At 63.2% G+C, this 19,191-nt stretch carries 21 protein-coding genes; 15 read left to right on the top strand and 6 right to left on the bottom strand.

All coding sequences use genetic code 11. From position 1 onward, the window contains the following. The first annotated feature begins 284 nt into the window (after nucleotides 1-284). The 3 genes from B5V03_RS18235 to B5V03_RS18215 all read left to right on the top strand — a co-directional run bounded on the left by B5V03_RS18235 (nucleotide 285) and on the right by B5V03_RS18215 (nucleotide 4,607). A complete protein-coding gene (locus B5V03_RS18235; RefSeq protein WP_164988104.1) occupies nucleotides 285-785 on the top strand; it encodes an ankyrin repeat domain-containing protein in 501 nt (166 codons plus the stop codon). 1,068 nt (nucleotides 786-1,853) lie between these two features. Further along, nucleotides 1,854-3,896: an acetoacetate--CoA ligase gene (locus B5V03_RS18225; RefSeq protein WP_129271785.1), complete on the top strand. Its 2,043-nt coding sequence runs from the start codon at nucleotides 1,854-1,856 to the stop codon at nucleotides 3,894-3,896. Between the two features lie 408 nt (nucleotides 3,897-4,304). After that, complete coding sequence (locus B5V03_RS18215; RefSeq protein WP_129271783.1) at nucleotides 4,305-4,607, top strand: hypothetical protein; 303 nt, start codon at nucleotides 4,305-4,307, stop codon at nucleotides 4,605-4,607. A 5-nt stretch (nucleotides 4,608-4,612) separates the two neighbouring features. Here the strand turns inward: B5V03_RS18215 and B5V03_RS18210 are convergent, their stop codons facing one another. Both B5V03_RS18210 and B5V03_RS18205 read right to left on the bottom strand, forming a co-directional pair. Next, nucleotides 4,613-4,846 (bottom strand): hypothetical protein, encoded by a 234-nt coding sequence (locus tag B5V03_RS18210; protein WP_129271782.1) that lies wholly within the window; start codon nucleotides 4,844-4,846, stop codon nucleotides 4,613-4,615. A 336-nt stretch (nucleotides 4,847-5,182) separates the two neighbouring features. After that, nucleotides 5,183-5,467: a hypothetical protein gene (locus B5V03_RS18205; RefSeq protein ID WP_129271781.1), complete on the bottom strand. Its 285-nt coding sequence runs from the start codon at nucleotides 5,465-5,467 to the stop codon at nucleotides 5,183-5,185. Nucleotides 5,468-5,656: 189 nt separating this feature from the next. Here B5V03_RS18205 and B5V03_RS18200 point away from each other — a divergent pair, with 189 nt between their 5' ends. The 3 genes from B5V03_RS18200 (at nucleotide 5,657) to B5V03_RS18190 (ending at nucleotide 7,269) form a co-directional block, all read left to right on the top strand. Continuing rightward, nucleotides 5,657-6,244 (top strand): formyltransferase family protein, encoded by a 588-nt coding sequence (locus B5V03_RS18200; protein WP_129271780.1) that lies wholly within the window; start codon nucleotides 5,657-5,659, stop codon nucleotides 6,242-6,244. Between the two features lie 184 nt (nucleotides 6,245-6,428). Further along, nucleotides 6,429-6,779, top strand: a complete 351-nt coding sequence (locus B5V03_RS18195) for a hypothetical protein (RefSeq protein WP_129271779.1) — start codon at nucleotides 6,429-6,431, stop codon at nucleotides 6,777-6,779. Next, on the top strand, nucleotides 6,724-7,269 hold the full coding sequence (locus B5V03_RS18190) for a hypothetical protein (protein WP_164988103.1): 546 nt from the start codon (nucleotides 6,724-6,726) through the stop codon (nucleotides 7,267-7,269). The genes B5V03_RS18195 and B5V03_RS18190 overlap by 56 nt, the downstream gene beginning before the upstream one ends. Before the next feature lie 52 nt (nucleotides 7,270-7,321). On the opposite strand, the gene B5V03_RS18185 is transcribed toward B5V03_RS18190, so the two are convergent. Next, a complete protein-coding gene (locus tag B5V03_RS18185) occupies nucleotides 7,322-7,720 on the bottom strand; it encodes a RidA family protein (protein ID WP_129271777.1) in 399 nt (132 codons plus the stop codon). Nucleotides 7,721-7,868: 148 nt separating this feature from the next. On the opposite strand from B5V03_RS18185, the gene B5V03_RS18180 reads away from it, so the two are divergent. Together B5V03_RS18180 and B5V03_RS18175 are read left to right on the top strand one after the other, a co-directional pair. Beyond that, on the top strand, nucleotides 7,869-8,744 hold the full coding sequence (locus tag B5V03_RS18180; protein WP_129271776.1) for a DMT family transporter: 876 nt from the start codon (nucleotides 7,869-7,871) through the stop codon (nucleotides 8,742-8,744). 195 nt (nucleotides 8,745-8,939) lie between these two features. Beyond that, nucleotides 8,940-10,361, top strand: a complete 1,422-nt coding sequence (locus B5V03_RS18175) for a caspase family protein (RefSeq protein ID WP_129271775.1) — start codon at nucleotides 8,940-8,942, stop codon at nucleotides 10,359-10,361. An 80-nt stretch (nucleotides 10,362-10,441) separates the two neighbouring features. On the opposite strand, the gene B5V03_RS18170 is transcribed toward B5V03_RS18175, so the two are convergent. After that, nucleotides 10,442-11,401 carry a LysR family transcriptional regulator gene (locus B5V03_RS18170; protein ID WP_129271774.1) on the bottom strand — a complete coding sequence of 320 codons (960 nt, stop codon included), beginning with the start codon at nucleotides 11,399-11,401 and terminating at the stop codon, nucleotides 10,442-10,444. Nucleotides 11,402-11,526: 125 nt separating this feature from the next. Between B5V03_RS18170 and solA the strand changes: the two genes are divergently transcribed. The 5 genes from solA to B5V03_RS18145 all read left to right on the top strand — a co-directional run bounded on the left by solA (nucleotide 11,527) and on the right by B5V03_RS18145 (nucleotide 16,048). Beyond that, entirely contained in the window at nucleotides 11,527-12,696 is a 1,170-nt protein-coding gene (gene solA / locus B5V03_RS18165) for an N-methyl-L-tryptophan oxidase (RefSeq protein WP_129271773.1), read from the top strand. A gap of 94 nt (nucleotides 12,697-12,790) precedes the next feature. After that, the gene (locus B5V03_RS18160; protein ID WP_129271772.1) at nucleotides 12,791-13,603 is read left to right on the top strand and encodes a transporter substrate-binding domain-containing protein; all 813 of its coding nucleotides are present in this window, start codon (nucleotides 12,791-12,793) and stop codon (nucleotides 13,601-13,603) included. Between the two features lie 98 nt (nucleotides 13,604-13,701). Next, entirely contained in the window at nucleotides 13,702-14,445 is a 744-nt protein-coding gene (locus tag B5V03_RS18155) for an amino acid ABC transporter permease (RefSeq protein ID WP_129271771.1), read from the top strand. Continuing rightward, nucleotides 14,442-15,284, top strand: coding sequence for an amino acid ABC transporter permease (locus B5V03_RS18150; protein WP_129271770.1), 843 nt, complete (start codon nucleotides 14,442-14,444; stop codon nucleotides 15,282-15,284). The genes B5V03_RS18155 and B5V03_RS18150 overlap by 4 nt, the downstream gene beginning before the upstream one ends. 11 nt (nucleotides 15,285-15,295) lie before the next feature. Next, nucleotides 15,296-16,048 (top strand): amino acid ABC transporter ATP-binding protein, encoded by a 753-nt coding sequence (locus B5V03_RS18145; protein ID WP_129271769.1) that lies wholly within the window; start codon nucleotides 15,296-15,298, stop codon nucleotides 16,046-16,048. A 45-nt stretch (nucleotides 16,049-16,093) separates the two neighbouring features. Here B5V03_RS18145 and B5V03_RS18140 read toward each other — a convergent pair whose 3' ends face one another. Together B5V03_RS18140 and cysK are read right to left on the bottom strand one after the other, a co-directional pair. After that, nucleotides 16,094-16,336 (bottom strand): BrnA antitoxin family protein, encoded by a 243-nt coding sequence (locus B5V03_RS18140; protein ID WP_129271768.1) that lies wholly within the window; start codon nucleotides 16,334-16,336, stop codon nucleotides 16,094-16,096. Between the two features lie 3 nt (nucleotides 16,337-16,339). Then, on the bottom strand, nucleotides 16,340-17,317 hold the full coding sequence (cysK, locus tag B5V03_RS18135) for a cysteine synthase A (RefSeq protein WP_129271767.1): 978 nt from the start codon (nucleotides 17,315-17,317) through the stop codon (nucleotides 16,340-16,342). Nucleotides 17,318-17,652: 335 nt separating this feature from the next. Here cysK and B5V03_RS18130 point away from each other — a divergent pair, with 335 nt between their 5' ends. Further along, nucleotides 17,653-18,762, top strand: coding sequence for an acyltransferase family protein (locus tag B5V03_RS18130; protein ID WP_245502254.1), 1,110 nt, complete (start codon nucleotides 17,653-17,655; stop codon nucleotides 18,760-18,762). A 204-nt stretch (nucleotides 18,763-18,966) separates the two neighbouring features. Next, on the top strand, nucleotides 18,967-19,185 hold the full coding sequence (locus B5V03_RS18125; protein ID WP_129271766.1) for a hypothetical protein: 219 nt from the start codon (nucleotides 18,967-18,969) through the stop codon (nucleotides 19,183-19,185). The last annotated feature ends 6 nt before the right edge of the window (nucleotides 19,186-19,191 follow it).

Genomic DNA, 19,191 nt, shown 5'->3' with positions numbered 1-19,191 from the left:
CAGAACCTTCGCAAGATGGCCAAGCTGATCCCAATGCCCACCTTGGGGTAGAAACCGCCAAAGCCATTGGGCCGCATCGCGCTGACGCCAATACATCCGATTACTGTTTCCCTTTTTCAACGGAATCGGTCAAAGGCGGCGGTCGGCCATGAGTCGGACAGCTTCTGCTCTACCCCTCGTACCCGACATGTCCCTTCGGTGTGCCAACCAACGCGATGGGTCATGTGGCGACATTTCGTCGAGGCTGAGGTATGGTCGCGGCAAAGACCACTGCGAGAACTCTCGTGTCCCATCTCCACAGCGCCGCATTTGATGCAGACATAGAAACCGTGCGACGTCTTTTAGATGCGGGCGTGTTGCCTGACCAGCGCGACAAGAAAGGTTATACGCCTCTACTATGGGCGAGCTTTCGAGCCGCGGTCGGAGATCAAGTACCTGTAATCCAAGCGCTCCTTGCGGCCGGCGCAGACCCGGACGCAATCACCAGCGCAGGGGATTCAAGTTGCCTGATCCTCGCGGCACAGAGCGGATGCGAGGAGGCAGTAACGGCGCTAGTCGCTGGCGGCGCCAATGTTAATCATTCCGCTGACGGCGTGACTGCTTTGATGGTGGCAGCCCGCAAGGGCGACACGGAGGTTGTTAGGCTTCTGCTCCAACTGGGGGCCAATCCGGCCGCTCGCGCCGGACGTTTTGCGGCCGCCGACTATGCAAGACCCGGTGGGCACGATGATTTGGCGAACTTGCTCGACCAGAGCACAACTGGGCCGTTTTCGACTTCTGCTTAGGGTCATTCTCGACGGTTTCGGCTGAGTCTATCGGTTAGTTGATGTCCGCTTCTGTCCAAAACCGCCATATCAGATCGTGGCCAAGACGCCGACTGGATCAGGGAGGCTGCCAAGAACAAGGGCGCGTGGAAATAGACGGAGGGTCCAGAAGTCAGTCTCCCGTCGGGCAAAACACCCCGCGCAAATTCTCCACCCCGCTTGTCAATCCTCTCCGGCAAAAATATTCCACTTTGCCGAAATTCGGATTTGTCGTACACACGACACACCCTGGCCCGAGACAAGGGGCGGATCGCGATCGTCACGAACCGCGGGCCTGGGAGCGATGGACGCGACGGCGTCGGGCGCGACGAGCTTTGCAGGGCGGGAAACCGTGAGCAGGAGTTCTCGCGCCGACGACACGGCGCCGACAGCGTCTTCGCATGGCTTCGGGCGTGAGCACACGCCAGCGCTCGAAGTCCCAGCGAAGACGTGCGCGGACGGCCAAGTCGTGTGGTCCTGACGCCCGGGGTCTGTGCGTCAAGTCCTGTGGTGATGTGTGATGTCCAACCGGGCGCGCGCGTCAGCCATCCGCAGGACGACGGGGGCAATAGTGCATCGCTCCCCGGGGAGAGCACGAAGTACGCCGTAACCCATCGCGCAGGGAAGGCCGAGCATCGGCTGAGCCTGTGGTCCACCCCGTGTGCATTTTTACGGCGCACGGATCGCGGGTGCCGCCGGCGCCCGGCCTTCCCTGCGCCCTTGTTTCGACAGGGGCAAAAGGACGACGCAAGACTCGGGCGAAACGCGCCGCGAGAATGCGATGTCATGTCTGCGGTTCGGGATGCGAGTTGAACAAGCGAAACCAGTGCACAACACTCCGTCATTGCGAGCGCAGCGAAGCAATCCAGGCCGTTACCGCGGAGGGATTCCGGATTGCTTCGCGGAGCCTGTCATCGGGCCGCGCTTCGCGCGGACCCGGTGGCTCGCAATGACAACGTTGAAGCACCGACCTCCCTGCGAAAACTGGCGCTTCTGCCACGCTGCAAGACCCGTTACACTCCCCTTCCCCGCAATTGAAGTCGACACGCAATGACTCCCTTCGTTCCCCAGATCGCTCTCTACCGCAACTGGCTCACCGCGCAGCGCGGCCTCTCCTTTGCGAGCTACGAAGACATGCGGCAATGGTCGGTGCGCGATCTCGACGGTTTCTGGCGCAGCATCTGGGATTATTACGATCTGCAATCGCCGACGCCGTTTGCGGCCGTGATCACCGAGCGCAAGATGCCCGGCGCGGTCTGGTTTCCGGGCGCGCAGGTCAACTACGCACGGCAGGTGTTCCGGCATGTCGACGCGGCGCATGCCGCGGGCCTGCCCGCGATCGTCAGCTGTGGCGAGGACGGCAGGATCACGGAGACAAGCTGGCCGGAGCTGCGGCGCAAGGCGGCTGCGCTTGCGCTGCATCTCAAGGACAAGGACATCAAGCCCGGCGACCGCGTCGCGGCGTACCTGCCCAACATCCCCGAGACCATCATCGCGTTTCTCGCAAGCGCCAGCATCGGCGCGATCTGGAGCGTCTGCGCGCCCGACATGGCCGCGCCCGCCGTGATCGACCGCTTCAAGCAGATCGAGCCAAAGGTTCTGATCGCCTGCGACGCCGTCACCTATGCCGGCCGTTCGCACGATCGCAAAGACGTCGTCGCGGAGCTGCGGCGATCGTTGCCGACGGTCGCGCATGTCATCCTGCACAGCGAGGCCGCCGCACCCGCCGCGCCAGACGCGCGGCTCTCCGACATCGTCGCAAGGACGGGCGCGGCGATCGACGCGTTCGAGCCGATGTGGCTGCCGTTCGATCACCCGCTCTGGATCGTCTATTCCAGCGGCACCACCGGCCTGCCGAAGCCGATCGTGCACGGGCATGGCGGCATCGTCATCGTGGTGCTGGCGCTGCTCGGCCTGCACAACGACATCGGCTGCTCCTATCATCCGAACTCGTTCGGCGAGCGCTATCACTGGTACTCTTCGACCGGCTGGATCATGTGGAATTCGCAAATCGGCGGCCTGCTCAGCGGCACCACCTGCTGCATCTTCGACGGCAGCCCCGGCGGCGCCAGGGACAAGCCGGACTGGACCACGCTGTGGCGCTTCGTCGCGCAGTCGAAAGCGACCTTCTTCGGCGCGGGCGCGGCGTTCTTCGCCAATTGCGCCAAGGCCGAGATCGAACTTGCTGCCGCCGGCGACCTATCGCAGCTGCGCTGCCTCGGCTCAACCGGCTCACCGCTGAGCGCCGATACGCAAGCCTGGTTCAACGACCGCTTCGCCGTGTTGTCGAAGACCAACGGCAGCAAGGCGCAGGCCGACATCTGGTGGGCGAACATCTCCGGCGGCACCGATTTCGCCGGCGCCTTCATCGGCGGCAATCGTGAACTACCGCAGACGCCGGGCGCGATGCAGTGCCGCCTGCTCGGCGCAGCCGTCGAAGCCTTCAGCGAACAAGGCCGCGCCGTCACAGGCGAGGTCGGCGAGCTCGTCTGCACCGAGCCCATGCCGTCAATGCCGCTCTATTTCTGGAACGACAAGGACGGTGCGCGCTATCGCTCCAGCTATTTCGAGACCTACCCGGACAACTTTGACGGCAGCGGCCGCGGGCCGGTGTGGCGCCACGGCGACTGGCTCAAGGTCGACCCTGATGGATCCTGCATCATCTACGGCCGCAGCGATGCCACCATCAACCGCCACGGCCTGCGCATGGGCACCAGCGAGCTCTATTCCGCGATCGAGGCGCTGCCGGAGGTGCTCGATAGCCTCGTCGTCGACCTCGAATATCTCGGCCGCGACAGCTACATGCCGCTGTTCGTGGTGCTGCGCGACGGCGTGGTCTTCGACGGCGCGATGCAGGCGAAAATCAACAAGGCGATCGAGGCCGGCCTGTCCCGGCGTTTCCTGCCGAATGAAATCTTCGCCGTCGCCGAGATCCCGCGCACGCTCTCGGGCAAGAAGCAGGAGCTGCCGATCAAGAAGCTGTTGCTCGGCCAGCCGGTCGAGAAAGTCATCAACAAGGAGGCGATGGCCAATCCCGCCTGCCTCGATTGGTATCTCGCCTTCGCGCGCGATTATCTGGCGCGGACGGCATGAGCGGCCATCAAGCACCTCCGAAATTGGAGGGATCGAGATTCCTGTTCTCCGACGGCGGGATCGGCGGCCATCCGGGAAATTTGTACCAGCCAGGCGGCACGGGCGCGTCTTCTGCCGGGCGGGCAAGGATGTGATGCCGCGCACGGGCGTGATGTGCCGGCGCGGCGGCCGCCGACGCGCATGTCGAAATCAGGAGGACCAAGGCCAGGACAGACCGCATCGCATGTGCTCCAGACGTCCACCCGGGCTGTCATGTGGTACGGGAACCAGGTTCAAACGATGCACCGCAACGTCACGATGTCTCACATCGGCGGCATCGGAGATCTCCCCAATTGCGCCAGTCCCGTTTGCACTCCGTTCACCGATCGCCGCTAGATCAGGACAGTTCTTCCGCGACGAACAGCTGACATGGCCGATCTCAACGCCGTCCTCACCAGGCTCAACGACCGTCTGCTCCGCCTCGAGGGCGAGCTGTTCGTGCTGCGCTCGCTGGCGCGCGCGACGCTGACGGCGGGCGACGACCATGCGCAGCGGATGCGCAAGCTGGTCGAGGCCGCAAAGATCGCGCTCGACGACGAGGCCAAGCGCGAGCTCGACAAGCCGACACGCAAATATGTCGATGCGGCGACCGCGCTGGTGGAAGAGCTGCTGGTCGAGCCGACCCAGGCGCGGCCGTTGTTCACCGTCATCGATGGCGGCCGGCGCGACTGAACACGTCAGCTCGGAGGCGTCGCACCGGGATCAGCGGCTTCGGCCTTCAGCCGGCTGAGGCCCGCCTCGATGATCGCGATCTCTTCGTCGATCTTGCCGATCGGCAGGCTGAAATCATAACCGGACCTGCTCTTCAGATCGACCGCGAGCCGCTGCCTGTGCATCATCAGCTCGTCGAGGCCACGACGGTTCTTCAGACGCACATAGGCGTCCACGATCTGCTCAATCGCGCTCGGCATGAAATCGGTCCCGGCGAAAAAACCCGCGCGGCGCACCCACGCCGGCGGGATATTTCGGTGTCGCGGTACGCAATACAAATCCGCGACGGATTCGTCGATACGCCCGGTTGGTTGAGAAGGTATTACCGCCTGATGATTTCGTGATGCGCGGCATGAAAAAGCCGCTGGCATTCACGCCAGCGGCCAAAGCCGGGTTCGAAAACGGATCCGGAATGAAATGTGGCCAGCCCCGGTTGGCGCAGTTCTAGCGGCAAACCGGGGACGCTTCTGTTACAAACCAAACACAGGAACCGGCATGTTCACCATTTGCCGTCCGACCGTGGCCGTACGGCAACGCTAGTCGATGACGCAGGCATATTTGCGCGGCAGCCTACGATAGGCGCTGTAGCGGTAATACGGGCGGTAGGCGTAGCCGCGATAGAGCGCCGGCGGCTCCTCGCCGTAATAGGCACCGTGGTAGAAATTATAGACCGGCCCTTCCGCGCAACGATAGGCGTCCCAGGTCGGACCGATAAAGGGCGCAACCCCGGTCTCAGGTGGCACCGCCGGATATGGACCGCCTGCGCGGGCCGGGGCAGCCACGATCAGTGTCGCAAGAAGGACAAACCACGCGCTTCGCATGCACTTGCTCCCGAGCCGGTGCCGTGCGCGCATGGAAGCACCGGAACGACCGGCCGCGCAATCGCGGAGTTCGGCGCGCCGTGCGCCCCGCGCATTGTTGATAACCGGCACAAACGGCGCGCGGGTGGTGACAGGGCGCACCGACGTGTTATCGGGGGTTGACGCAGTTGCGAGACGGATCGGACCCCCATGCGCATTACCCTCGTCGGCTCCCGCCATTTCGGTGTGACCACCCTGAACATGCTCCGGGAGCACAGCGTCTCGATCGTGCGGGTTGTCGTCGCCGACGCCGAGGACCGCCTCGCCGCGGCTGCCCAGGCAGCCGGCATCGAGGTGGCGGTCCAGGCCAATCCGAAGCTGGTGGTGGCCGCCGAGATCGCCCCCGACACCGACCTGATTATCACCGCCCACAGCCACGCCCGGATTGGCAAGGATGCCCTCGCGGCCTCCAGGCTCGGCGGGATCGGCTATCACCCCTCGCTGCTGCCGCGCCATCGTGGCAAAGCGGCGGTGGAATGGACCATCAAGGAAGGCGACCCGATCGCCGGCGGCACGATCTATCACCTCGCCGACCGCATGGATGCCGGCGCCATCGCCGCCCAGGAGTGGTGCTTCGTCAAGAAAGGCGAGACGGCGCGGGAACTATGGGAGCGCGCGCTCGCCCCGCTCGGGCTCAAATTGCTGGCCGATGTGATCGACTACGCCAAGGTCCACAAGGCGCTGCCGTCCAAGATTCAGGACGAGCAGTTCGCCACCTCGGCACCGAGTCTCTCCTGAGTCGTCTCCTGACGTTAAGGATTAACGTGAAGCCGCGTTGATTCTGCTTCGAAAATTGGAGTCGAAAACACAAATAAACTATTGTTTCCACAGGAACAATTTTCGCTTTGGCATTGCAACAAATTTCCGTCACATTTGGTCCGGATAAGCGACAGCATATCAGACACATCCAAGGACGGAATTCATGCGTTTTGCCCGCATCGCGGCGTTCTGTGCCGTTTCAGTTTTCTCCGGCACCCTCGCCGCTCCCGCCTTCGCCCAGACCCCCTATGACGGCAACTGGCAGGTCACCATCGTCACCAAGAGCGGCACCTGCGAGCCGACCGCGAGCTCGATGCTGACGGTTGCCGACGGCAGGATCACCGCACCCGGCGCTAACGTTTCCGGCACCATCGGCAGTGGGGGACTTGTGAAAGTTTCGATCAATGGTGCATATGCCAACGGTCAACTCAGCGGCAACGCCGGATCGGGGAAGTGGAATGGAGCATCTGCAGGCATACCGTGCAGCGGGCGATGGGAAGCATCGCGCCAATAAGCAATTTGGAACCAGCGTCCCAGGCCGGCGGCTGCTGATTGCGGCCGCCGTTTTGTTTGCGGCGGGGTTCGTCAACTCTGAAAGCCAGGCCCAGTCCGGCCCGTTTGCCCCGCTTGCTGGCAGCTGGAGCGGCGCCGGCACCGTCACGCTGGATGACGGCTCGACCGAGCGTATCCGCTGCCGGGCCAAATACGCGCCGATCGGACCGACCATGGAGATGTCGCTGACCTGCGCCAGCGACGCCTACAAGTTCAACCTCGGCGCCAACGTCAGGGCTGAAGGCGGCGCCATCGCCGGCAACTGGTCCGAGGCCAGCCGCAACATCTCCGGCTCGCTCCAGGGCCGCGGTGCCGGCGGCAACTACGAGCTGGTCGCCTCGACCGCCGGCTTCAACGCCAACATTTCGCTGAAGACCAGCGGCAACAAGCAGAACGTGACGATGCGCGCAGACAGCCAGTTCCGCGGCGCCAACATCTCGATGTCGAAGTAGGACGACAGCACGGTGACACGACAATCGACCCGGCGACCTCGCCGGGTCTTTTTTATGCGTTCGGCACGAACGCGGTGACCTCGATCTCGACCTTGGCCCGGTCGTCCACGAGACCGCCGATGTAGAGCAGCGTCGAAGGCGGGAAATTGCGTCCCAGCGTCTCCTTCCACGCCGCGCCGATGCCGGCGCCGGCCGCCTCATACTCACTGCGGCTGGTCAGGTACCAGGTCAGGCGGACAATGTGCTCGGGGCCGGCTCCGGCCTCGCCCAGCAGCTTGATGATCCGCTTCAGCGCGGCGGCGACCTGCGCCGCCATGTCCGGCGCGTAATTGCCGGTCTCGTCGCCGCCGGTCTGCCCCGCCAGCACCACCCAGCGGCCCGGCCCTTCCGCCACGACACCGTGAGAGAAGCCGCGCGGTTTTTTCCACTCGGCCGGCTGCAAGATTTGCATGAGCGAATATCTCCCGATTTTCTCGTTGTTCGGCGTTGGCTTAGCACGCCGCGCTGCATCGCTGCATCCGCAGATTTGGGCGTTGCAAACGGCATTGATGTCGCCGATACCGGCCTCCCCTCAGGACTTTGCCCCCACATCTCGCCCGATGAGCACGACACCGTCCAAAACGATGGCTGCACTGTGGATGGCCGGCTGGCTGTCCCTGACGCTCGTCATGGCGGTGGCGGGACGCGAAGCCGTGCGCGAAATGAACGTCTTCCAGGTGATGGAGGTGCGTTCGCTGGTCGGTCTCTGCCTGCTCTATCCGATGATCCGCCGCGCCGGCGGCTTTGCAAAGCTCCAGACCAGGCGGCTGCCCCAGCACATCGCGCGCAATTTGATCCACTATGTCTCGCAGCTCGGCTGGTTCTTTGCGCTGACATTGATCCCGATCGGCCAGGTGGTGGCGATCGAGTTCACGATGCCGATATGGACCGCGATCCTCGCCGCGAGCTTTCTGTCCGAGCGCATGACATCGTGGAAGATCGCGGCGATCGTGCTCGGACTCGTCGGGGTCATCGTCATCGTGCGGCCTTCGACCGGCGAGATCAATCAGGGACAGTTGATCGCACTCGGCGCGGCGATCGGCTTCGGCGTCTCCATGGCGCTGGTCAAATCGCTGACCCGCACCGAGAGCGCGCTCGCGGTCCTGTTCTGGATGCTGGTGGTGCAGTCGGTCGCGGGCGTCCTGCCGTCGCTCTACGTCTGGGCCTGGCCGCCCGGCCACATCTGGGGCTGGGTAATGGTGATCTCGATCTGCGGCACGTTCGCGCATTACTGCCTCGCCAGCGCGATGCGCTATGCCGACGCAACGGTCGTGGTTCCCATGGACTTCCTCCGGGTTCCACTTACAGCGACCGCAGGCTGGCTGCTCTATTCCGAACGGCTCGACGCCTGGACCGTGCTCGGCGCAGCGCTGATCCTGTGCGGCAATCTCCTGAATTTGAAACCGGCGCCGCCGGGTCCTGCCCGCGCGCAGTGAACCCGCGCACTGCTTCGCGCGACAAACAAATTGGTCGAGCGTGATTTGGATCACGTTGGAGGGGCATTCCAGCGTGCAACACTCGGCCGCAAAGCAATATGTGGCTGTGTTTTGCTTGCACGAGGCCGGGCGATTTCGTGTAAGTTTGGTGCCAGTTTGTTGCTGCCTGCAATTCGATTCTGTTGGGGATTTCAGATGCGCACTCTCACCTTCCTCGCTTCGCTGATGTGCATGGCATTGTCGATCAGCGCCGCCAAGGCCGACCGCCGCGTCGCTTTCGTCGTCGGCAACGGCGCCTACAAAAATGTCGCGCAATTGCCAAACCCGCCGATCGACGCCAAGGCGATGGCGTCGACGCTGCGCAATGTCGGCTTCGAGGTGATCGAAGGATCCAACCTCACCCGTGACCAGATGACGGAGAAGCTGCTCGACTTCGGTCGCAAGGCCCAGGGCTCCGATGTCGCGGTGTTCTATTACGCCGGCCACGGCATCGCCGTCGGCGGCTCCAACTATCTCCTGCCGGTCGATGCCGACATCAAATCGGAAATGGACGTCAAGCTCGGCGCCGCCATCAACATCGACCTGACGCTCGACCAGACCATGGGCGATGCCAAGGTCAAGCTCGTCTTCCTCGACGCCTGTCGTGACAATCCCTTTGCCGCCAAGATCAAGTCGAACTCGGCGACCCGCAGCGTCAATGTGCAGAGCGGCCTTGCCGAAATGAAGTCCGGCGAAGGCACGCTGATCGCATTCGCCACCGGCCCGGGCCAGACCGCGCTCGACGGCCAGGAGGGCAACAACAGCCCGTTCACCCGCGCCCTGATCGACAACATCACCAAGCCCGGCGTCGAGATCCAGCAGGCAATGACCTCGGTACGCGCCCAGGTCAACGAAGAGACCCACAAGGGCCAGCTTCCCTGGGGCCATACCAACCTGATCGGCGCAGTCTATCTCAACCAGGCGCCGACGACCCAGGTCGCCAATGCGGCGCCTACCGCGGCAGGCATCGTGCCGGCGGCGAGCGGCAGCAACGACGGTGTCGAGCTCGAATACTGGCGCTCGGTCAAGGAATCCAACAAGCCGGAAGAGCTCAACGCCTATCTCTCCGCCTACCCGAACGGCCAGTTCAAGGCGCTGGCGCTGGCGCGGCTTGCCGCGATCAAGAGCGGTCCGTCGACCACGACCCGCAACCTCAACGGAGGCGTCGATCCCGCGACCTTCACCGATGACGCGACCCAGCTCACCGAAGACCAGATCGGCCTCGACAAGGGCCAGCGCCGCGACGTGCAGCGCCGCCTGACCGGGCTCGGCTTCGACACCAAGGTCACCGGTGCCTTCAGCGAGGAAACCCGTACCGTGCTCAAGCGCTGGCAGGCCGCGCGCGGCTATCCGTCGACCGGCTACCTCAACAAATTCCAGCACAAGGCGCTGCTCTCCGAGATCGTGGCGGCCGCCCCGGCCACCGCGAGCGAGGACAGCCAGAAGCCGGCCCGGCGTGCTCCGGCCCAAGCCCAGCAGAGCGCACCGGCGCAGCATCGCGGCGGTGGCGGCGATGCCGGCGCGGCCTTCGTCGGCGGTGTCGTCGGCGGCATGATGGGCGGCATGTTCCGCCGCTGAGGCGAGATCAGATCGCAAGCACAAAAGCCCGGCTCGCGCCGGGCTTTCTTGTTGCTAATAGTCCTGGCTAGTAATCTTGGCTAGTAATCTTGGGTGAACCAGGGCACCAGCGTTCGGATGCGCGGCATCGCCTGCGTCGTAATGCTGCTCCGGGCCATCTCTGCGATGCGCGGCGCCAGCGATGAGAGCTCGCCACGGCGGGTCACCAGAAGCAGCTCACGAAAAAATCCAGGACCCGGCAAAGGCAGAGCGCTGACTTGAGCCGCATGCGCGAGTCCCTGCAACAGACACAGCGGCGTGGTGATCGCCACGCCCATGCCTGTCGCCACCATGGCGACCAGACTGTCCGAGGTGTCGAACTCGAAGGCCCGTGGCGGCCGAATGCCCAGACGGCTCAGATGGCGCTCGACCTGAGCCCCTGCCCAGGAACGCTCGCTGTACCGAACCAGGCGATGTCGGGCGAGAACCTCCCGCAGATCAAGGCCGGCAAATTCGGCCTCCATGCCGCGCGGCACCACCAACAGATTTGGCTCGCGATAGAATGGGAAGCGCTCGACATCATACAGATCATCCATTGCATCGCATGTGATCGCGGCCTCGATCTTGCGATTCATCAGCGCCTCGGCATGTGAGTGAGCGAGACCCGACCATACGGACAGGCTCAGTGCGATCTCGCCCGTCATGAGTTCTTTCACGAGATGCGCGCCGACCGTGGCCGCATAGGAGTCGATGACGCCGAGCCTCAGATCAACCCGTTCAGACTGTTCCGCCGCGCCCCGGAGCGCGCTGACAAGTGCATCAAAGTCGCGGTTCAGATCGAGAACCCGGCTCGTCAGGATACGCCCCGCCCGGGTCGGCGTGAGCGGCCTGCGGGTCCGGTTGAAGAACGCGACGCCGAGCGCGGCTTCGGCACGCCGGACCGCCTGGGACACGGCGGATTGCGTCATCCCGAATTGGCGGGACGCCTCGAGCATGCTGCCGGAGTCCGCGACAGCCGCGACAATCTGTAGGCTTCTCAGGTCGGGGACGGGTGGCTGCATTCCTCTACTTAAGCAAAAGTCATATGAAGATGCAAATTTCCTTCATTATATGAATTATCCTTGTAGCAAAGCCGCATTCGACAGCACAATCCGCGCTATCCTAACAATTAAGCAGTGCCGAGCCGATGAGCGAGAAAGCGGATATTCTGGTGATTGGCCTCGGTGCCATGGGCAGCGCGACGCTCTATCAACTGGCCAAGCGCGGGGTGAAGGCAGTTGGCCTTGATCGCTTCGCCCCTCCCCACACGATGGGGTCCAGCCACGGCGAAACCCGCATCACCCGACAGGCCGTCGGCGAGGGCCGCGATTACGTACCGCTGGCCCTGGATTCGCACCGGATCTGGCGTGAGCTCGAAGCCGAGACGTCTGCCGAGCTCCTGAACCCCTGTGGCCTCGTCGTCATGGCACCCGGCGTTGGCGAGACGTCGCACCACGGCAAGCCTGATTTCGTCGCGCGCTCGATCGGGGCAGCTCGTGACTTCGGCATCGCTCATGAAGTGATCGACGGGCGAGAAGTGGCTTACCGCTTCCCCCAATTCCTGAACCTCGCGGGCGACGAGAAGGCCTATTACGAGCCCGGCGGGGGATACGTTTTCCCGGAACGCTGCATCAAGGCGCAGCTGACGCGCGCGGAGCAACTGGGAGCCACGATACGCACGGGGGTCGAAGTTCTCTCAATCGCGCAGAGAGGCTCCGCCGTTCGGGTGGAAACGTCGTCAGGCACATTCGACGCGGACCAGGTGGTGGTGTCGGCCGGCGGCTGGAATGCTCACCTGCTCGGCGCGCCATTTGACCGCGTGCTCAGCGTGAAGCGGCAGGTGCTGCATTGGTACGAGCTCGACGACACCAGCGCCTATCGCGCCAACGCGCCCGTCTTCATCTGGATGCACGGCGCGACTGACGTCGATTACCTCTACGGCTTCCCGCCCCCGTCCGGCGATCGTCGCCTCAAGGTCGCGACAGAGCAGTACGAGACCAGCACGACGGCCGATACAGTCGACCGCGCCGTTGATTCCGGGGAGTCGGCTGAGATGTACCGCAAACACGTCGAAGGGCGGCTCGCGGGCGCCACGCCGCGCGTCGCACAGGCGGCCGCCTGCATCTATACGGTGACGCCCGATCGGGGTTTCATCATCGACCGCCATCCCGAGCAGGACAGAATTTTTGTCGTCTCGGCCTGCTCGGGCCACGGCTTCAAGCACTCGGCAGGTATTGGCAATGTCGTGGCCGGGATGGTGACCGACGGCCGAAGCGCGATCGACCTCAGCCCATTCTCCATCTCCCGATTTTCGTGACGTTTGGCACGAGCCTTGTATCTTGAACGAGCCTTGTATCTTGAAAATGTGCGCGCAACGCGCGTCGTGATTACAATCCTGGAGGCGTCATCCGATGAGAGACATTGTCCGTTCCATGATGACAGGAGTCGCGGCGCTGCTGATGCTTGGCAGTGCCCAAGCAGCCGATGGCGTCGATGCCATCAAGCAGCGCGGCACGTTGAACGTCGGCGTCAAGGCTGACTACAAGCTCTTCGGCTTCCGCGATCCCACGGGAAACGTTGTCGGCATCGAGCCGGATCTCGCCGCAGACATCGCCAAGCGCCGTGGCGTCAAACTCGAACTCGTTCCGGTCGCGGCCTCCAACAGAATCGAATTTCTGCAGCAGGGAAAGGTTGACCTGCTGATCGCGACCATGGCGGACAGGCCGGAACGCCGCCGCGTCGTTCAAGCCATCGAACCGCTGTATTATTCTGACTACGTGAACATCCTTCTCAACAAGAAGGCGGGCATCAAGGACTGGGCCGACCTCAAGGGAAAACCCGTCTGCGCCACGTCGGGAGCCTGGTACAACAAGGACGTCGCCAAATCCTACGGCCCCGAGATTGTTGCGTTTGACGGCTCGGAGAAACCTCTGTTCGCCATGAAGCAGGGCAACTGCATCGGTTATGTCTACGATCAGACCTTCCTGCAGGGTAAGCTGCTGGAGGACGAGTGGAAGACGGATTATGACCTCCTGCTGAAAGGCGTTCTGCCTTCGCCGTGGATGATCGCCGTTGCGCTCGAAAATACCAGCCTTCAGAAGCTGCTCGAAGATACGACCAAGGACTGGATGAAGACCGGATTCATCGTGGCAGCGGAAAAGAAGTGGGGCATTGCGCCGACCGAGTATTCGCTCTCCATGCACGAGCAATTCAAGGACAAATGAGTGCATGAGGCGGAGCGTCAGAACGGTCCTGCGCTCCGAACAGATCGAACCAATGCACTGATACGAGGCATCGCCTCAACATCTCGGTGTCGCGCAACATGCAGGCAATCGGCGACTGGTTTCAGCGGCTCTACGAGACGACGGGGCTGAATTTCTCCGTGTTCTACGATGCGTACGACTGGGGCCGCTACTTCGGCGGCCTCAAGATGACGCTGCTTCTGAGTGTCACGACCATCGTGCTGAGCCTCGCCATCGGCGCGGTTGGCGCCTTGATGCAAGGCAGTCCGTCGATGTTGCTGCGGCTGCCCGTCAATGCTTTCGTCGTGGTGTTCCGCAACACGCCCCCGCTGGTCCAGCTCTTCTTTTTCTATTTCGGCCTCGGCACCATGCTTCCGGCCGTCGAGGCGGCGGGCATGCGCGTTCCGCTGCTGAGCAACGTTCAGTGGGCCATCATTTCGCTGTCACTGTTCGCGGCTGCCTTCAACGTGGAAATCTTCCGCTCCGGCATTGAGGCGGTGCCGAGGACGACGATCGAAGCTGCAGAGGCGCTCGGATACACGCGCCTCAAGGCTTACGTCCATATCGTCCTTCCGCTGGCCGTCCGCGTCTGTCTTCCCGCACTGAACAACAACCTCGTCAACCTGCTCAAGACGACCACCCTCGCCTACGCGATCGCCGTTCCCGAGACGCTGTACGCGGTCAAGCAGATCTGGTCGGAATCGCAGAATGTCCTCGAAATGATGATCGTATTGCTGGCGACCTACGGCATCCTTGTTGGCGTCCTCGTCTGGCTGATGCATCGGTGGGAACGGGCGATGCACATCCCCGGTTATGCGCGATGAAGACAGCCGGCTCCGAGCACAGGCCCGCCGTCCTTTTGCCGTACCGTCTCGCGCCGACCAGGATGTCCATTCGGATCGGCCCGCTGTCCGCGGCCATCCTCTGTTTCTGCATCATGATGGCGGCATCCACCGCGTGGGCACAGACCGCACCGACGATGCTGTCCCCGCTGCAGGTCATCGTGAAGTGGTCACCGCTCCTGCTGCAAGGATTCGCCTTCAACATCCTGATCTCCCTGCTGGCCATGCTGTTGGGGACCGCCGCCGGGCTTGGCCTGGGTCTGGGATTGCTGTCGGAGTTCCGGCCGCTCGCCGCCGTCAGTTGGCTCCTCACTCAATTCTTCCGCAACGCGCCCTGGCTGGTGTTGCTGTTCTTCATCATGTTTCTGGTGCCCTTCCAGATCACCGTCTTCAAGACGACCATCCCGTTGCCGGACTGGATCAAGGCGACGGTGGGCTTTGCATTGCCCGTCATGGCGAATGTCGCCGAGGTCGTGCGTGGCGCCGTCCGCTCCATTCCGTCGACGCAATGGGAGGCGGCGGAATCGCTCTCGTTCACGCGGCGCCAGACGATGTGGCTGATCATGCTGCCACAATGCATCAAGCGCATGCTGCCGCCCTGGATGAACGTCTACGCGCTGGTCGCGATGTCCACGGTGCTGGCATCGATCGTCGGTGTTTCGGAAATGCTCACGCTGACGGCGCAGGTCCATGCCGCCGAAGGCGGCAGACCGGAACTGTTCGCACCGCTCTACGGCTTCGCGCTGCTGTGCTTCTTCCTCTACTGTTATCCGATCAATCTCTGGACCGCTCGTCTCGAGCGCCGGTTCCGCGTACGCTGAGGGAGCAGAGCATGGCCACGAGCTGGACTCCGGATCAGCCTATCGTCCAATGCGTCGACGTCAGAAAGTCATTCGGAGCTCTCGAGGTTCTGAAAGGCATCAGCCTGTCGGTCAGGAAGGGCGAGGTCATCTGTATCATCGGCCCGTCCGGATCCGGGAAATCCACGTTGATCCGCTGCATCAATGCCCTTCAACCGATCTCGTCCGGCAGCATTCAAATCGAGGGCATCGAGGTGTCCGATCCCAGGCTCGACAAGCTGGCGCTGCGCCGCAAGGTCGGGATGGTGTTTCAGCAGTACAACCTCTTCCCGCACAAGACCGCGCTTCAGAACGTGATGATGGCGCCGATCCATGTTCTCGGCCAGAAACGTGCCGAGGTCGACGCGCGCGCCCGGGCACTCCTCGCCAAGGTGCGGCTCGCGGGGAAGGAGGACACCTATCCCGGCGAACTCTCCGGCGGACAGCAGCAGCGCGTCGCCATCGCCCGCTCGCTGGCGATGCGGCCGGACATCATGCTGTTCGACGAGGTAACCGCCGCCCTCGATCCGGAAACGGTCAAGGAGGTCCTGGTCACCATCCGGGAGCTTGCCGAGGACGGGATGACATGCCTCCTCGTCACCCATGAAATGAACTTCGCCCGTGAGGTCGCCGATCACGTCTACTTCACCGATCGCGGTGTAATCGTCGAGCACGGGCCGCCGGAAACATTGTTTACGGCGGCCAAGGACGAGCGAACGCAGCGGTTCCTGTCGCAGGTCCTCTGATTTCGCTGGTGTGCCGGCTTTCGGGCGTCTCTGGGCAGCCGGCGCCTACTTCCCCGCGGCCTTGCGCAGCGCCTCGTTGACGCGGTCCTGCCAGCCGGGGCCGCCTTCCTGGAAGAACTCCAGCACGTCCTGGTCGATGCGCAGCGTGACCTGCTCCTTGATCCCCGGCGCCACATTCGGCTTCGGAGGCGCGACGGCGACCTTGGCGGTCACCTTCTTGAACGCCGCCTCAGCCTCGGTCCTGGCATCGCCAAGCGTGCGCGGCCGCCTCGGTGGTTGATCCGCCATGTGCTAGATTCCCTCAAACAGAGCCGTCGAAAGATACCGCTCGGAGAAGGACGGCACTATAGCCAGGATGGTTTTTCCCGCAGCTTCCGGCCGCTTGCCGATCTCAAGCGCCGCCGCGATCGCCGCGCCCGAGGAGATGCCACCGGGAATGCCCTCGTGCCGCGCCAATGCGCGCGAGGTCTCGATCGCCGTGGTCGAGTTGATCTTCACGATCTCGTCGATCACGGAGCGGTCGAGGATGTCAGGGACGAACCCCGCGCCAATGCCCTGGATCTTGTGCGGCGTGTGCTGGCCGCCTGACAGCACCGGGCTCTCCTCCGGCTCGACCGCGACGACACGCAACGAGGCCTTGCGCGGCTTCAGCACCTGGCCGACGCCGGTGATGGTGCCGCCGGTGCCGACGCCGGCAACGAAGAAGTCGATGTTGCCGCCGGTATCGTTCCAGATCTCCTCGGCGGTGGTGCTACGATGGATCTCGGGATTGGCGAGGTTCTTGAACTGCTGCGGCATCACCGAGTTCGGCGTCGTCTTCAACAGCTCCTCGGCGGCAGCAATCGCGCCCTTCATGCCCTGCGCCGCCGGCGTCAGCACCAGCTCGGCGCCGAGGAAAGCCAGCATCTTGCGCCGTTCGATCGACATGGATTCCGGCATCACCAGCTTGAGCCGGTAGCCGCGCGAGGCCGCCACGAAGGCGAGCGCGATGCCGGTATTGCCGGAGGTCGGCTCGATCAGCACGGTATCGGGCTTGACGTGACCTGCCTTCTCCATGGCGATGATCATGGCCGCGCCGATGCGGTCCTTCACGCTTGCCGCCGGGTTGAAATATTCAAGTTTTGCCAAAATCGTCGCATTCACGCCGTGCATGGCCGGCAGGCGGCGCAACCGCACGATCGGCGTATCGCCAAAAGCCTCGACGATCGAATCATAGATCCGGCCGCGGCCGGGTTGGTGCACTGCACCTGCTTTGGACGATGCGTCCATCGTGAACTCCCTATGGCGACAATTTGTACGGCTGTGGCGCAGTTACAGACAGCTGGCGGCGGCACGCAAGCGACAATGCGGCCCGCACGGAACCCACCTCATAGCAAAATTATGTGACCCGGTCGGCCGTTCCGCCCGCGGGGCCCGGGCTGACCGTCCTGCCGATCCCCGTTGTCAATCTGTTCACGATTGCCGTGCTGAACTGCCGGACCAGCGCCCAGCCTCCTGATCACCACTTGTGCCTCAGCCAAGTATCCCGCCAGGCGCCCCCCGTTGCGGTCAGGGCGATGCGGCCGATCCGGTCATCGGACGTGAGCGGAAGCGGCAGAGAACGCATGATGCATCAACGGCTCGCCTTCATCGATACCCTGCGCGGGATCGCCGTCCTGTCGGTGGTGGTCCAGCACGCGCTCGAGGTGATCGTGCGGGAGCATCCGACCGGCGCGTATCATGCGATCCTTCACGACGCGATCGGCTACTACATGAATTTCGGGCGGTTCGGCGTTGTGCTGTTCTTCTTCGTCAGCGGCTTCGTCATCCCGTTCAGCTTTCCCGGCAGCGCGTCTCCCGTGAACGACTTTTCGATCAGTCGTTTCTTCCGGCTCTATCCGGCCTACTGGACCTCGATCGCGATCGGGCTGGTCACGATGCAGGCGGTCGAGTCCAAGACCTATCCCGTGTCGCAGATCGCCGCGAACCTCACCATGCTCCAGTCCTTCCTGGAGGTCCCTCACCTCTGGGACTTCTACTGGACGCTGACAATCGAGCTGCTGTTCTATGTCGTCTGCATCGGTCTCTTTGCCGCAGGGCTTCTGAGCCAACGCCTCACCGCTGTTGCGATCCTCGTTGCAATCGCCCTGGCCGGCACTGCGGTGGCCGTCCTGGTCGAGGACAGGGCGGCCTGGGTGGTGATGGAGGCCGGGCTGAACCTGTCGGCGATGTTCCTCGGCAAGATCGTTCGCGACACCGTCATCTCGGGAACGCTGCGATGGCGACATGTCGCCGTCTGCACGGCGCTTTACGCCCTCTTCGCCATCACGCTGTGCAACAGCCGCTATGGCGGGGTCTACGACGACAACTTCTTCTACAGCTATTCGATCGGCGGAGCCTATGTCTGCGCGGCTCTCGTCTTTATCGCATTCGCCGCGTTCGGCGAGCGAATGGCCTGGCGCCCGTTCGCGTTCGTCGGCGTCATCAGCTATTCAGTCTACCTGATGTCGCCGTTCGCAATGGTCTGGGTCCATCACTACGCCTGGCTTGGCGACGAGCCGCTGGGATGGCTCGCTTTCGTCGCCGAGGTCGTGGCGTCGTCGATTTTTGTCAGCTGGATGACATATTCGCTCGTCGAGAAACCCGCGATCGCGTTCGGACGCAAGCTCCGCTCGGACCGCAGGACTCAAGTCGTTCTCGAGCCGGCTCTCAGCCGGCAGGGTGCGTCGCAGTGATCGAACATCGCGACGCGTGAAGCAGCGTCACTGCCCTATCGCAACGCACACGAATTGTTTGCGCTGCGAAACCCGGCCGGAAAACCGTTGGTGGACACGTCGAGGTGAAGCCAATTTTATAAAAGCCAACGCGTTTGTGTTGCGACCTCGTCAAGTGATTCTGCTTATGTTAGACTTACGTCTCAAAGCAGGGAGGTCACCACGATGTCAGCAGTTGCTGAAGTGCTGTCGACCGTAGCGCACCACCGCGATCCGCGTTGCAGCGAGTTGCCTACCTGTCCCGTCTGCGCCGACTCCATGGTCGCCGCCGAAGCATCCGCTTACGTCTCGGACCACATGATCAGCTATCTCTGGACCTGCGACACTTGCGGCTACGGCTTCGTGACCAAGCACGCTGTCAAGCGGCGGATCGTCTGCAACTGACGCCTG

Origin of the sequence: Bradyrhizobium betae, assembly GCF_004123905.1 — a bacterium.
Lineage (GTDB): Bacteria > Pseudomonadota > Alphaproteobacteria > Rhizobiales > Xanthobacteraceae > Bradyrhizobium > Bradyrhizobium betae_A.
Note: the sequence above shows the minus strand (reverse complement) of the source record. Positions and strands in the feature narration are given on the sequence as shown.

Bases quoted from the DNA above. Each gene is read 5' to 3' on its own strand.
- B5V03_RS18225 (WP_129271785.1), top strand. From the start codon at position 1,854: ATGACTCCCTTCGTTCCCCAGATCGCTCTCTACCGCAACTGGCTCACC.
- B5V03_RS18215 (WP_129271783.1), top strand. From the start codon at position 4,305: ATGGCCGATCTCAACGCCGTCCTCACCAGGCTCAACGACCGTCTGCTC.
- B5V03_RS18210 (WP_129271782.1), bottom strand. From the start codon at position 4,846: ATGCCGAGCGCGATTGAGCAGATCGTGGACGCCTATGTGCGTCTGAAG.
- B5V03_RS18205 (WP_129271781.1), bottom strand. From the start codon at position 5,467: ATGCGAAGCGCGTGGTTTGTCCTTCTTGCGACACTGATCGTGGCTGCC.
- B5V03_RS18200 (WP_129271780.1), top strand. From the start codon at position 5,657: ATGCGCATTACCCTCGTCGGCTCCCGCCATTTCGGTGTGACCACCCTG.
- B5V03_RS18195 (WP_129271779.1), top strand. From the start codon at position 6,429: ATGCGTTTTGCCCGCATCGCGGCGTTCTGTGCCGTTTCAGTTTTCTCC.
- B5V03_RS18190 (WP_164988103.1), top strand. From the start codon at position 6,724: ATGGAGCATCTGCAGGCATACCGTGCAGCGGGCGATGGGAAGCATCGC.
- B5V03_RS18185 (WP_129271777.1), bottom strand. From the start codon at position 7,720: ATGCAAATCTTGCAGCCGGCCGAGTGGAAAAAACCGCGCGGCTTCTCT.
- B5V03_RS18180 (WP_129271776.1), top strand. From the start codon at position 7,869: ATGAGCACGACACCGTCCAAAACGATGGCTGCACTGTGGATGGCCGGC.
- B5V03_RS18175 (WP_129271775.1), top strand. From the start codon at position 8,940: ATGCGCACTCTCACCTTCCTCGCTTCGCTGATGTGCATGGCATTGTCG.
- B5V03_RS18170 (WP_129271774.1), bottom strand. From the start codon at position 11,401: ATGCAGCCACCCGTCCCCGACCTGAGAAGCCTACAGATTGTCGCGGCT.
- solA (WP_129271773.1), top strand. From the start codon at position 11,527: ATGAGCGAGAAAGCGGATATTCTGGTGATTGGCCTCGGTGCCATGGGC.
- B5V03_RS18160 (WP_129271772.1), top strand. From the start codon at position 12,791: ATGAGAGACATTGTCCGTTCCATGATGACAGGAGTCGCGGCGCTGCTG.
- B5V03_RS18155 (WP_129271771.1), top strand. From the start codon at position 13,702: ATGCAGGCAATCGGCGACTGGTTTCAGCGGCTCTACGAGACGACGGGG.
- B5V03_RS18150 (WP_129271770.1), top strand. From the start codon at position 14,442: ATGAAGACAGCCGGCTCCGAGCACAGGCCCGCCGTCCTTTTGCCGTAC.
- B5V03_RS18145 (WP_129271769.1), top strand. From the start codon at position 15,296: ATGGCCACGAGCTGGACTCCGGATCAGCCTATCGTCCAATGCGTCGAC.
- B5V03_RS18140 (WP_129271768.1), bottom strand. From the start codon at position 16,336: ATGGCGGATCAACCACCGAGGCGGCCGCGCACGCTTGGCGATGCCAGG.
- cysK (WP_129271767.1), bottom strand. From the start codon at position 17,317: ATGGACGCATCGTCCAAAGCAGGTGCAGTGCACCAACCCGGCCGCGGC.
- B5V03_RS18130 (WP_245502254.1), top strand. From the start codon at position 17,653: ATGATGCATCAACGGCTCGCCTTCATCGATACCCTGCGCGGGATCGCC.
- B5V03_RS18125 (WP_129271766.1), top strand. From the start codon at position 18,967: ATGTCAGCAGTTGCTGAAGTGCTGTCGACCGTAGCGCACCACCGCGAT.